Consider the following 13,132-nt stretch of genomic DNA (forward strand, 5'->3'; position numbering starts at 1 on the left):
GCCTGTTAGGTGTCACTTTGACCCGGATCAAATCGATCTCTGATCCAGGTGCAATTCAACCGAAAACCGAACGCTAGCGCTGCTGCGTTTCCCATTCGGGGTGAACCCAGGGGCGATCATTTGCGCGCGGCAGCGGGTCTTTGCCCAGCAGATAATCGGACACTTTTTCGCCCACCATGATCGACGGCGCGTTCAGGTTACCATTGGTGATCTGCGGAAAGACCGAGCTGTCCGCCACGCGCAACCCGTCAACACCGATTACCCGGCCTTGTGGGTCAACAACCGCGTTTCGGTCATCCGCCCGACCCATGCGGCAGGTTCCGCAGGGGTGATAGGCGCTTTCGGCGTGTTCAGCGATAAAACCGTTCAATTCTTCATCCGACTGAACCGTCGCACCGGGTTGAATTTCCTTGCCAGCGAACGGCTTGAAGGCGTCTTGCCCAAAGATTTCACGGGTCAACCGGATACAGGTTCGGAAATCCTCCCAATCCTTGTCATGGCTCATGTAGTTGAAGCGAATGACGGGCGCGTCTTTGGCATTTTTGGACCGAAGCGTCACAGACCCACGCGAGGGAGACCGCATCGGGCCCACATGGGCCTGAAACCCGTGGCCTTCGGCGGCGGCCTGCCCGTCATAGCGCACCGCGATCGGTAGAAAGTGATATTGAATGTCCGGGTATTCGACACCCGGTTGCGACCGGATGAATGCCGCGCTTTCAAACTGGTTCGATGCCCCCAGACCCTTTTTGGTAAAAAGCCACTGAGCACCGATCAGACCTTTGCTGAACAGGTTCCAGTGTTTGTATAACGTGATCGGCTGGAGCGAGGCCTGTTGGATATAAAGCTCAAGGTGATCTTGCAGGTTCGCCCCGACACCGGGCCGGTCGGCGATGATCTCAATTCCATGCTCGGCCAGATGCGCGGCCGGACCTATGCCCGACAGCATCAACAGTTTGGGAGAGTTGATTGAGGACGCGGCGAGCACGACTTCGCGCCGGGCGCGGATGATTTCGGGCTTGCCGCCGCGGATCAGTTCAACGCCGACGGCGCGGCCATTTTCGAACATAACGCGAGAGGCAAGTCCACGCACAATGTCGCAATTGTCGCGTTTCAAAGCAGGTTTCAGATAGGCATTTGCGGCAGACCAGCGGCGACCTTTCCAGACCGTCTGCTCCATCGGGCCAAAGCCTTCCTGCTTTTCGCCGTTATAGTCGCCTGTGACTTCATATCCCGCCTGTTGGCCCGCATCGACAAAAGCCTGAAACAACGGGTTCTCGCGTGGTCCGCGCGAGACATGCAGCGGTCCGTCGGTGCCGCGCCATGTCGGATCACCGCCGTGACCCCCGTCATGCCAGGTCTCCATCCGTTTGTAATAGGGCAGCACATCCGCATAGGACCAACCGTCTGCGCCCATCTCGGCCCAGGTGTCGAAATCGCGCGCGTGGCCCCGCACATAGACCATGCCATTGATCGAGGACGATCCGCCGATCACCTTGCCTCGGGGACAGGCGAGTTGACGGTTGTTCAGATGCGGTTCAGGCTCGGACCGGTACCCCCAATCGTACATCGGCATGTTCATCGGATAGCTCAACGCCGCCGGCATCTGAATAAAGGGGCCAGCGTCAGAGCCGCCATGTTCGATCACGAGGACCGAGGCCCCCGCCTCGCTTAGGCGGTAGGCCATCGCGCACCCGGCGGACCCTGCGCCTACGACGACAAAATCTGCTTCCATTCTCGTAACTCCGTTCCCGCACAAGTCAGGTTTTTCTTCGAAAACCCAATCGCCTCCGGCGGGAGTATTTTCAAAAAGATGAAGGGCTATTCGCCCCGCGGAAACCGTTGGTTTTCCTCGACGTCATTCAGATCCATGTGATTGCGCATGTAACGTTCCGACGCCTTTTGCAGCGGCTGGTAATCCCAAGGGTAATACCCGCCCTGCCGCAATGCCTCGTACACGACCCAGCGTCGGGCCTGGCTGGCGCGGACATCGGCGTCAAATCGATCAAGATCCCATCTGGCCTGAGATTTTGACTGCAGGCTTTGCAGCGTCCCCTGATGCGCGGGGTTTTCTGCCAGGTTGTTCAACTCGTTTGGATCCGCTTCGAGGTCGAACAGCTGATCGGGGTCCAGCGCGCAGCGATTGTATTTCCACTTACCATAGCGCAGCGAGACCAGCGGCGCATAAGAGGCTTCGGCTGCGTATTCCATGGGCACAGGCGCGGTCCGCTCGTCTCCTTGCGCCAGAGGCACCAGGTTTTCGCCATCGGTCCAAGGTGCGATTTCCGCCATGTCGACACCGGCCAGCGCGCCCAGGGTTGGCGTCACGTCGATCGTTGAAACCGGCGTGTCGATGCGCCCCGCCGGCAGGTCGGGCGCCGAGATCATCAACGGAACCCGGGCAGACCCTTCGTAGAAATTCATTTTGAACCACAACCCACGCTCGCCCAGCATGTCGCCGTGATCCGAGACAAAGAGGATGATCGCCTCTTGCCGGGTGGTCTCCAGCACGTCGAGGATCTCGCCGATCTTGTCATCCAGATACGAGATATTGGCGAAATAGGCGCGGCGGGATTTGCGAATATCGTCTTGCGAGATGTCAAAGCTGCGCCAGTCATTCGCATCGAAAATGCGTTTGGAATGCGGGTCCTGATTGTCATAACCCAGATCGGCGACCTCGGGCAGCAGATGCGCGCTATCCTCGTACAGATCCCAGTATTTGCGCCGGGCAACATAGGGGTCATGCGGATGGGTGAAACTGACCGTCATGCTCCAGGGGCGGTTGTCGTTGCCGCGCGCCAGATCGTAAAGCTTGGCCTTGGCGTGATGGGCGACCTCGTCATCATATTCCATCTGGTTGGAAATTACGGCAACGCCCGCGCCGGTGACAGAGCCCATGTTGTGATACCACCAGTCAATGCGCTCACCCGGTTTGCGATAGTCGGGCGTCCAGCCGAAATCAGCCGGATAAATGTCGGTGGTCAGGCGATCTTCGAACCCGTGCAACTGATCTGGCCCGACAAAGTGCATCTTGCCTGACAGGCAGGTGTAATAGCCTGCCCGGCGCAAATGGTGCGCATAGGTAGGGATGTCGCTGCGAAATTCGGCTGCGTTGTCGTAGACACCCGTGCGCGAAGGCAATTGACCGGACATGAAGCTTGCCCGACCCGGCGCACAAAGTGGCGAGGCGGTATAGGCATTGGTAAACCGGGTCGACCGCGCGGCCAGTTTCTTCAGATTGGGCGCGTGCAGCCAATCTGCGGGACCATCGGGAAAGAGAGTACCGTTCAATTGATCCACCATCAGGATCAGAATATTTGGCTTGCTCATTTCTCAGCCTCTATCAATGTCTCAAGCAAGCGCAGGGCGTGGCTGACCGCGCGCTGCGGATCATCCGGCGCGCTGAGGGCCGCGCGGATATACAAACCGTCAATCAGGGCGATCATGTCTTCGGCCGTTTCCGCAGGATCATTGACCAGAGGGCGCAGCCCATCGATCAGGTTCGAGCGTATGCGCGCCTGATAGATCTGCCACAGGCGCAAGGCATCCTGGTTGGTCTGTGCCATCACATAAAACGTCATCCAGGCGGCGATCACATCGGGTGAGAAACAGGACGGTGCAAAACAGGCGCGTATGATGGCCTGGGGCCGTTCGGCTATGGGGGCGTCTTTTAACTGATCTCTTGCCTCTTGCCCGAAATCCGTCAGGATCTGGCGCATGGCGGCCAGAAATATCTGATCTTTCCCGCCAAAATAATGATGCGCCAACGCGCTGGACATGCCTGCACGTTTGGCGATCTGGCTTACGGTGACATCAAGGGATTTCTGAATCCCAAGTTCTTCGATTGTCGCTTTGACAATCGCATCCCGCCGGATCGGCTCCATTCCGAGTTTCGGCATAATTGCCCCCTCAACGCTAGCACGTTTGGGAACGCTAAGTGGTTTTTATTGACTCGTCAATTAATAACGTTTTTCGACAGGCAAAACAGGGCTTTCAGAACCCGGAGGCGGCGTCGGCTGGGTACTGCGCGCCCGCGTCAGCATGGCCTCGCGCCAAGTGATGAAGCTGACGGCAGCCACAATCAGGGTTCCGCCCGCTACCACCCAGGCATCGACCTTTTCGTGGAACATCAAAGCCCCTAAAAGCGTCGCCCAGATCAGTTGCAGGAATGAGACGGGTTGAGTCACCGTCACGGGCGCCGCCTGCAACGCCAGCGTCATGAAATAGTGCCCAGCCGTGGCAAAACTGGCGACCACGAACAGCAAGCCGACGTCGCGCATATTTGGGGGTTCCCAGACTGCAATGGCGAAGGGCGTCAGAAACAAGGTCACCCAGATCGACAAATGGGCCACCACCGCAGAGGGCCGTATGTCGCGCACCATGACCTTGGCCAGCAGGTAGGACCCGCCCAGCGCCAAGGCCACACCCAGCATCGCGATATGACCGGCGGTGACCTCGCGAAATCCGGGCCGCAGGATGATCAGCACGCCGATCATCGCGACAACGATGGCAGCGACCCGGCGAAAGGCCAGTTTTTCGCCCAGAAACAGAACCGCTCCGAGGGTCACGTAAATCGGGGTCATGTAGTTCATCGCAGTGACCTCGGCCAAAGGGATGCGGGTCATCGCGAAAAACCACAGAATGATGGCCACGCCGTGGACCACGCCGCGCAAGCCGAACAGCGTCACATTGCGCCGTGTCAGCGGCGTATCCAGGATCGAGCGTATGGCGGGCAATAAAAAGACCAGGCCCAGCACATAGCGGATAAAGGCGGCCTGAACCGGGTTCATTGAGTCGCCCAGCGCCTTTATCAGCGCGTTCATCGTGACAAAGCAAAAACTGGCGGCCAGCATCCAGAAGACGCCCGCTTTGACTTTTGGATGATCCTGAGTCCGCGACATGGTGTTTTGAACACCTTATTCGACCGCGCCACAACCCTTCACATGTAAACGAATATGTGTGCAGCGATCGAAATCGCGATCAGGAGCTTACGGGTTCGCCTTTGCTGGGGGTTACGATCCGGAAACAGGCAAACGCAGACCACAGGCTGACAAGAGAGATGAAGGCAATCGCCAATGACACCTCGTGCATATGCGCAACCGCAGCCAGGATGCCAGACAGCACCACAGCGGCTACACGGCAAATGCTTTTGACCGCTGCGGCGCCCTGAACGCGCTGATCCTTGGGGGCCACGTCCAGAAAATACAGTTTACGCGCGCTGCTGACCCCGGTCACGGCAACGGTCACTACAAACAGGGCAATCGCGTGAAGATGGATGGCGTGATCAATTTTGAGATAATGAAAGCTCAGCAACACCGCGCCTGTGATGGCCACCATCGTTGTGCCTGCCACCATTACCGCGCGATGGGATTTCATGTTGACCACCTGCCACAAGGGCGCCGACACCAGATAGCCCGAAGCCGAGGACACGATCATCGCAGTCAAACCTTTGGTCGACGCGTGATGCGCCTCGGCTGCGATCAGGGCGAAAAATGGAACGGAAAGAGAGACGACAACCAAAGGTAGACGCATGGTCATGTAGCGCCGGAACCAGGGCTGTTCGAACATGACGACGATCCCTGAGAAAATCTCTTTAAAGGTGCGTCGCTGCGTCGGTTTTGCCTCGGCCGATGCGCGGTCGCTTTTGGAGATTTCCAGCATCGCCAATATCGACAGCCCTGACATAAGGAAGAACGCAACCGAAGTGGCGATCACAGTGGAATGGCGTGAAAACGGCGGGTTTTCCTTTGTGATTTCGTGGATCAGCAAGGCGATACCGATGGCCGCCAGGCCGCCAGCGCCAAGTTGCAGGTAATTCAGCAACATCCGGGACTTTGACTTCACGTGATCTCCCAGAAGGTCCGTGAACATCAAGGACTGGCTTTCCTCGATCAGGCCAATTAGAAAAAACGCCGCGACAAAGGCGATAGCAATCAGCGGAACAACACCTGTGGCGGCGATCAGCATCGCCATCAGCAAGCAGCCGCCAATTGCAAACTCGGTCAGTGCGATCGCCCGTTTCTTTTGTTGTTTCGCAGCAATCGGTTGCGCCAGAAACACATCCGAAATCATGCCACCAAACATCCGGATCGAAACCAGCGAGCCCGCAAGGAACATGGGCATTTCCAGGGAAACCGCCAGAAACGGCAGCACAATCGACGGGCTGCCCAGGGTCCACGCAATCTGGGACAGAATGCTCTGCCCCGCCAGAACCGGGACATTTCGCTTTGCCTGTACAGTCGGTTGTTTTGCCATGCGCGCTTTTGGTTTTATGTCACCGTTTTCCTGAATGTACCCAGTTCCACCCAATCGGCCAAGCCGGTGCGCATATTATCAAAATGAAAAACCCGGCACAGTGGCCGGGTTTTGCTGAATTTTTGATGTATGACGTCAAAGTTGCGCCATGACCTCATCGGTTGCTTCGAAATTCGTGGTAACGCGCTGCACGTCATCATCGTCTTCCAGCGCATCGACCAGTTTCATCAGCTTTTGCATGTCTTCCAAACCCAGCTCGGTCGTTGTGGTGGGTTTCCAGACCAGTTTGGTCGATTCCGATTCACCCAGCGCACCTTCCAATGCGTTGGAGACATCGTTCAGATCACTGTCCGCGCACCAGATGATGTGGCCATCGTCCGAGCTTTCGACATCTTCGGCGCCAGCCTCGATCGCGGCTTCGAAAATCGTGTCGGCATCGCCCGCGTCCACAGGATAGACGACCTCGCCCTTACGGTCGAACATGAACCCGACCGAGCCGGTCTCACCCAGATTGCCGCCATTTTTGGAAAAGGTTGAACGCACGGTGGAGGCGGTGCGGTTGCGGTTGTCGGTCATTGTCTCGACAATTACGGCGACACCGTTGGGGCCGTAGCCTTCATACCGGATTTCTTCGTAATCGTCGCCTTCGCCGGCCACGGATTTCTTGATCGCGCGGTCGATCACATCCTTAGGGACCGAATTCGACTTGGCTTCTTTGACGGCCAGACGCAGGCGCGGGTTCTTGTCGGGATCGGGGTCGCCCATCTTGGCCGCCACGGTGATCTCTTTCGACAGCTTGGAAAACAGTTTGGACCGCGCGGCGTCCTGACGTCCCTTGCGGTGCTGGATATTGGCCCATTTTGAGTGGCCTGCCATGGTGCGTCCTCGTCATCAATGTTTGCGTATTCGGCGCTCATATAGACGTTTGATGGGGGCAGGATCAAGAGACCGGCTTGCCCGACCCGGATGCACCGTTATGGTGAGCGCATGACGACGGATCAAATTATTCTCTTTGCGCTTTTTATTTGTGTTTTCGGAATGCTGCTTTGGGGCCGCTTCCGTTATGACCTGGTGGCCTTTGCGGCGCTGATGATCGGGGTCGTGCTGGGCGTGGTGCCCGTGGACGATGCTTTTGCCGGGTTCGGCCATCCGGCGACCATCATCGTGGCGCTGGTTCTTGTGGTCTCGGCCGGGTTGGTTCGGTCCGGGGCGGTGTTTATGATCACCCGCACTCTGGTCGACGCTTCGCGGGGCCTTGGGGCCCATATCGCGCTGATGGGCGGGATTGGCGCGGTTCTTTCAGCGTTTATGAACAACGTGGCGGCGCTGGCGCTGCTGATGCCTGTTGATATTCAGACTGCGCGCAAGGCGGGGCGATCGGTGGGCCTGTCACTCATGCCGCTGAGCTTTGCCACAATTCTGGGCGGTATGGCCACGCTGATCGGGACGCCGCCCAACATCATTATCGCGTCCATCAGGGCCGAGACGCTGGGCGAGCCGTTTCATATGTTCGACTTTGCCCCTGTGGGCGGGATTGCGGCCATTGCGGGTCTGGCGTTCGTCGCGCTGGTCGGATGGCGCCTGATCCCCAATCGCGGCGCGCAAGAGGAGACCACCGAAGTTCTGGCGGAATACATCGCCGAGCTGACAATCCCCCCGGGCTCTGCCCATATCGGAAAAAGGGTCAGCGAGCTATATGAGGCAGCCGAGAAATCCGACGTGGCCATCATCGGCCTGATCCGTGACGGCAAGCGCCGCTATGGCCGGTCAACCCACGCCACGCTGCGCGAAGGCGACGCGCTGGTGCTCGAAGCCCGCCCTGAAGCGCTGGACGAGTTTCGCGCCGCCCTGACGCTGGATTTTTCGGACACGCGACGGCAGGAGGTTCTGACCGCCGAGGGCGACGGGTTAGAAGTGGTCGAGGTTGTCGTGCCCGAAAGCGCCCGCATCACCGGACGCACGGCGCAGGGGCTGGGGCTCGCGTGGCGGCAAAGCACCGTCCTGATGGGCATTTCCCGTCAGGGCCGCCGCATCACGGAACAGGTCCGCAAGACCGAGGTTGAGCCCGGAGACATTCTGCTGCTGCTCTGCCCACGGGATCGCGGGGCGGATGTTACCGAATGGCTTGGATGCCTGCCGCTGGCCGAGCGCGGCCTGAACGTCACGGCCAATGACAAGGCCTGGTTGGCGATTGGTCTGTTCGCAGCAGCCGTTCTGGCTGCCAGTGTCGGGCTGATCTATCTGCCGATTGCTTTGGGGTTGGTGGTGATCGCCTATGTCCTGACCAAGATCATGCCGATTGCCGATATCTACAATCACATCGAATGGCCCGTGGTGGTTTTGCTGGGCTCGATGATACCGCTGGGCAGCGCGCTCGAAAGCTCGGGCGGGACAGAGTTGATCGCAAACGCGTTGATCCAATTGACCAATGGATTGCCGGCCTGGGCCATTCTGACAGTTCTGATGATCGTCACCATGACCTTATCGGATGTGCTGAACAACACGGCCACGGCCATTGTGGCGGCACCGGTTGGTATTCAGATGGCGCGCACGCTTGAGGTGTCGCCCGATCCGTTTCTGATGACGGTGGCCGTGGCGGCCTCGGCCGCGTTCCTCACACCCATCGGTCACAAGAACAACACATTGGTGCTGGGCCCCGGTGGCTACCGGTTCGGCGATTATTGGCGCATGGGTCTGCCGCTGGAAATCCTGATCATCGCGGTTTCCATCCCCGCCATCCTTGTGTTCTGGCCGCTTTGATGGGTATCTGCCGCGCATGAAACCTTTTCTGATCCTGCAACTGCGCCCTGAAACCGACGCATCGGACGCCGAATATGCGGCGATTCTGGACAAAACCGGCCTTTCGCCCGAAGAAACCCACCGCATTCGCCTGGATTGCGAGGATCTGCCCGACGGTCTGCAGGTGCGCGACTATGCCGGCGTGATTGTCGGCGGCGGGCCCGGATGTGTCAGCGATGACCCTGTGACCAAGCCCGCACTGGACGCCCGGATCGAAGGGGCGGTCATGGGCCTGATGCCGCAAATCACTGAACAGGATCACCCGTACATGGGATGCTGCTATGGCCTGGGTGTCTTGGCGGCGCATTTGGGCGGGGCCGTCAGCAAAGACCAATACAGCGAGCCGGTGGGCCCATCCTCGTGCCGCCTGACCGAAGCGGGCGAGACCGATCCGTTGACCCAAGGTCTTTTGCCCGAATTCCAAGCCTTCGTTGGCCACAAAGAAGCGGTTCAAGCCTTGCCCGAAGGTTGCGTGCATCTGGTCACTTCCGCCCCCTGCCCGTTTCAGATGATCCGATACGGGCAGAACGTCTATGCCACGCAGTTTCACCCCGAGGCGGATGCCAAGGACTTTGAGCAGCGCATCAACATCTACAAGGACCACGGGTATTTTCCGCCTGAGAACGCGCAATCCCTGATTGATCTTTGCAACGCAGCAGAGGTCACCCAACCCGGCGAGATCCTGCGCCGTTTTGCCGAACGGTACCGATGACCCAACGGCGCGGTTGCTTGCGCCTCTGACCCTCGCTTAGTCTGGTCCGAACGGCTTTGGGAGGAGTTGTTCTTGGATCTTCTAGTAAGTGTCGGCCTGCCGGTCTCTCTGGCGATCATCATGTTGTCGCTTGGCATCGGGCTGGAGATCGCCGATTTCCGCCGTGTCTTCAGCAGACGACGCGCCTTTGCCATCGGCGCATTGTGTCAGGTATTGCTGCTGCCGGTGGTCGCATTTGTCACCGTCAAGCTCTTCGCCTTGCCGCCGGGAATTGCCGTGGGGTTCATGATCCTCAGCTTTTGCCCTGGCGGAGTGACCAGCAACATTCTGTCGAAACTGGCCAAGGGGGATGTGGCGCTGTCGGTCAGCCTGACGGCGGTCATCAGCCTGTTGTCCATTGTCACCGTTCCGGTTCTGGCGGCGTGGTCGATTGGCCATTTCATGGCCGAAGACGCGCCCGAAGTGTCGATCACAGGGCTCGCCATTGCCTTGTTCCTGATCACAACGCTTCCGGTGGCAATCGGCGTTGGACTTCGCAGATTTGCAACCGGGTTTGCAAACCGGATTGAGGCCGGTCTGTCGACGCTGGCCACGGTCCTGTTCATTCTGGTGGTGGTGGCGGCCCTGGCCGCGAACTGGCAGCTTTTTGTCAACAACCTGAGCATCATGGGAACCGGGCTGATCACCTTGAACATCGCGCTTTTACTGATCGGGCTGACCTTGGCCCGCGCAGCAAGTCTGTCGTGGGATGAAAGCAAAACGATCTCTATCGAAACCGGCATCCAGAACTCCACCCTCGGCATTACACTTGCCGCGCTCATCACAGGCACCGAAAGTGGGTTCAGCCCGCTGGCCCTGCCTTCGGCAGTCTACGGGATCACGATGTATGCGGTGGTCCTGCCATTCCTCATCTGGTTCCGCAGGCGCTGAAAGGACATGTCATGACCAAAGACACTGCGGATGCGATTATTGTAGGGTCCGGGCTGGCCGGGTTGGCCGCCGCAGCCGAGCTGGGCGACCGGGGCAAATCCGTAATTATCCTGGACCAGGAGCCGGAACACTTCATGGGTGGTCAGGCGTTCTGGAGCCTTGGCGGATTGTTCATGGTTGATACCCCGGAACAGCGCCGCATGGGCATTCGCGACAGCCACGATCTGGCTTTGCGCGACTGGATGGACAGTGCGCAGTTTGATCGCGACGAAGACGCCTGGCCCCGAAAATGGGCCGAAGCTTACGTCGAGTTTGCAGCAGGCGAGATGCGGCCATGGTTGCACCAGATGGGTTTGCGCTGGTTCCCTGTGGTCGGCTGGGCCGAGCGGGGCGGATCTTTTGCCAATGGGCACGGGAACTCTGTGCCGCGCTTTCACATCACCTGGGGAACTGGCCCGGGTGTGCTGGAACACTTTTTGCGCCGGGTCAAAGAGCATGTCGATGCCGGCCTGATCCAGACCCGCTTTCGCCATCAGGTCAGTCACATCATCATGCAAAATGGCGCGACCAAGGGGGTATCGGGCGAGGTTCTGGCCGACGACACCACCCAGCGCGGTGGAAAAACAAGCCGCGACGAAGTTGGCGAGTTCGAAGTCTACGCCCCGTCCGTCATCGTGACATCGGGCGGGATTGGCGGTAATTTCGAGCTGGTCCGCAAAAGCTGGCCGCGCGACCGTCTGGGTGCACCGCCCAAGGACATGGTGGCAGGCGTGCCGTTTCATGTGGACGGGCGAATGATTCCCATTGCGGAAAAGGCCGGCGGCCACGTCATCAATGGCGACCGCATGTGGCACTACACCGAAGGCGTGCGCAACTGGGACCCGATCTGGCCGAACCACGGCATCCGCATCCTGCCCGGGCCAAGTTCGATGTGGTTCGATGCGCGTGGCAACCGGATGCGGCCCCCTTGCCTGCCGGGCTTCGACACTTTGGGTACGCTGCGCGAAATCCTGAAAACCGGCTATGACTACAGCTGGTTCGTGCTGACGCAGAAAGTCATCAAAAAAGAATTCGCCCTGTCAGGGTCGGAACAGAACCCCGATTTCACGTCAGGCAGTTGGAAAGAAGTAATCAAACAGCGCATTCTGGCCGGATCCCGCGCCACCGATGCGGTCGAGGCGTTCAAGGAAAAGGGCGCGGATTTCATCGTCGCCAATACTCTGACTGAGCTTGTGAACGGTATGAACCATCTGGGCGATGGGCTGATTGATGAGGCGCATCTGCGCGCTCAGATCCAGGCACGGGATTCTCAGGTGGACAACCCGTTCTCAAAAGATGCACAGATGATGGCTATTCTGGCCGCCCGCAATTATCGCGGGGACAGGCTGATCCGCACGGCCAAGCCTCATAAGTTCCTTGATCCGGCGAACGGCCCGCTCGTCGCGGTCAAACTGCATGTCCTGACCCGCAAGACACTGGGCGGGCTGCACACCAACCTTGACGGTCAGATGCTGGATGCCAACGGTCAATCGGTGCCAGGCCTGTTTGCGGCGGGTGAGGTCGCCGGATTCGGCGGCGGCGGCTATCACGGCTACAACGCGCTGGAAGGCACGTTCCTTGGAGGCTGCATCTTTTCCGGTCGCAATGCCGGGCGATCGCGCGCAATCGCCTAAAGGCGTTTGTTACGGCGCGGACCGGATGAATTTCAGCACAGGCGCGCCCGTTTCGTCCAGAAACACAAGGCTGTCGCCGGCAATTGAGAAATTCGTCACCTGCTGCAAGGCCTCAAAGAACTGTCTTTCGACCTCCTCCATCGGGGGCGGGCATGCCATCAAAGTGGCCGCCATATTGTCCGGGAATGTCAAACTATCCCCGGAGATTTCGGCCTGACCCGAAAACCGGTTGCAGCCGCCGCTGCCACCAAAGGTTCCACCATCGGTGAACTCGATCTCGGGCGGACGGTCCGTTGCAAGCGCGTCACCATCAATCCCAATTGCGGTCCATTTCGTGTTTTCCAACCCTGCCGGTTGAACCCCGGACGCCTGCACCAGCACAAGATCGACCGTGTTGCCACCGCCATGGGTCAAAACCGGGTACGCCGTGTCCGTGGTCATCAGCAACTTGTCCCCGTTGAACATCGACGCTCGCACCACATAGCGCATGCCCTCTTCGATCAACGCATCGTCATAGCTGAGCTCAAACGGTGCAGGCACACCGGTCAACGCATACCGTTTCGAGGCCAGCGTAACCGATGGTGCGTCCGCGCGCGAAACATCCTGTAGCTCAACGTAAAGGGTTGCGCCCGGCAGAACGGCAATCCGTTCGCGATAAGTTGCGGTCCCTTCGATGGTACCGGCAATCGATGCGCCCGCCATCGCGACCGACATCAGGGTTGCGACCAGCAATTTCTGTTTGGCATCAGACATCAGCGTTTTCCCC

Annotated in this window: 11 protein-coding genes; 4 read left to right on the forward strand and 7 right to left on the reverse strand. The window is 58.9% G+C overall.

Going from position 1 to position 13,132, the window contains the following annotated elements; genetic code table 11:
* Window positions 1–73 precede the first annotated feature (73 nt).
* The 6 genes from betA to ACR0AG_RS06765 all read right to left on the reverse strand — a co-directional run bounded on the left by betA (window position 74) and on the right by ACR0AG_RS06765 (window position 7,128).
* A complete protein-coding gene (betA, locus tag ACR0AG_RS06740; protein ID WP_480837505.1) occupies window positions 74–1,732 on the reverse strand; it encodes a choline dehydrogenase in 1,659 nt (552 codons plus the stop codon).
* A gap of 86 nt (window positions 1,733–1,818) precedes the next feature.
* The gene (betC, locus tag ACR0AG_RS06745; protein ID WP_480837506.1) at window positions 1,819–3,327 is read right to left on the reverse strand and encodes a choline-sulfatase; all 1,509 of its coding nucleotides are present in this window, start codon (window positions 3,325–3,327) and stop codon (window positions 1,819–1,821) included.
* On the reverse strand, window positions 3,324–3,896 hold the full coding sequence (gene betI, locus ACR0AG_RS06750; RefSeq protein ID WP_480837507.1) for a choline-binding transcriptional repressor BetI: 573 nt from the start codon (window positions 3,894–3,896) through the stop codon (window positions 3,324–3,326). The genes betC and betI overlap by 4 nt, the downstream gene beginning before the upstream one ends.
* 60 nt (window positions 3,897–3,956) lie before the next feature.
* Window positions 3,957–4,898 (reverse strand): DMT family transporter, encoded by a 942-nt coding sequence (locus ACR0AG_RS06755; RefSeq protein ID WP_480837508.1) that lies wholly within the window; start codon window positions 4,896–4,898, stop codon window positions 3,957–3,959.
* 79 nt (window positions 4,899–4,977) lie between these two features.
* Window positions 4,978–6,252, reverse strand: a complete 1,275-nt coding sequence (locus ACR0AG_RS06760; RefSeq protein ID WP_480837509.1) for a permease — start codon at window positions 6,250–6,252, stop codon at window positions 4,978–4,980.
* 135 nt (window positions 6,253–6,387) lie between these two features.
* Window positions 6,388–7,128 carry a YebC/PmpR family DNA-binding transcriptional regulator gene (locus ACR0AG_RS06765; RefSeq protein ID WP_480837510.1) on the reverse strand — a complete coding sequence of 247 codons (741 nt, stop codon included), beginning with the start codon at window positions 7,126–7,128 and terminating at the stop codon, window positions 6,388–6,390.
* A 111-nt stretch (window positions 7,129–7,239) separates the two neighbouring features.
* Between ACR0AG_RS06765 and ACR0AG_RS06770 the strand changes: the two genes are divergently transcribed.
* The 4 genes from ACR0AG_RS06770 to ACR0AG_RS06785 all read left to right on the forward strand — a co-directional run bounded on the left by ACR0AG_RS06770 (window position 7,240) and on the right by ACR0AG_RS06785 (window position 12,366).
* Entirely contained in the window at window positions 7,240–9,012 is a 1,773-nt protein-coding gene (locus ACR0AG_RS06770; RefSeq protein WP_480837511.1) for an SLC13 family permease, read from the forward strand.
* 16 nt (window positions 9,013–9,028) lie between these two features.
* Window positions 9,029–9,763, forward strand: a complete 735-nt coding sequence (locus tag ACR0AG_RS06775) for a glutamine amidotransferase (protein ID WP_480837512.1) — start codon at window positions 9,029–9,031, stop codon at window positions 9,761–9,763.
* 72 nt (window positions 9,764–9,835) lie between these two features.
* Entirely contained in the window at window positions 9,836–10,693 is an 858-nt protein-coding gene (locus ACR0AG_RS06780; protein WP_480837513.1) for a bile acid:sodium symporter family protein, read from the forward strand.
* Between the two features lie 11 nt (window positions 10,694–10,704).
* Window positions 10,705–12,366: an FAD-binding dehydrogenase gene (locus tag ACR0AG_RS06785; RefSeq protein ID WP_480837514.1), complete on the forward strand. Its 1,662-nt coding sequence runs from the start codon at window positions 10,705–10,707 to the stop codon at window positions 12,364–12,366.
* A 9-nt stretch (window positions 12,367–12,375) separates the two neighbouring features.
* On the opposite strand, the gene ACR0AG_RS06790 is transcribed toward ACR0AG_RS06785, so the two are convergent.
* Window positions 12,376–13,119, reverse strand: coding sequence for a YbaY family lipoprotein (locus ACR0AG_RS06790; protein ID WP_480837515.1), 744 nt, complete (start codon window positions 13,117–13,119; stop codon window positions 12,376–12,378).
* Window positions 13,120–13,132: the final 13 nt, after the last annotated feature.

The organism is Ruegeria sp. H6 (genome assembly GCF_056532975.1).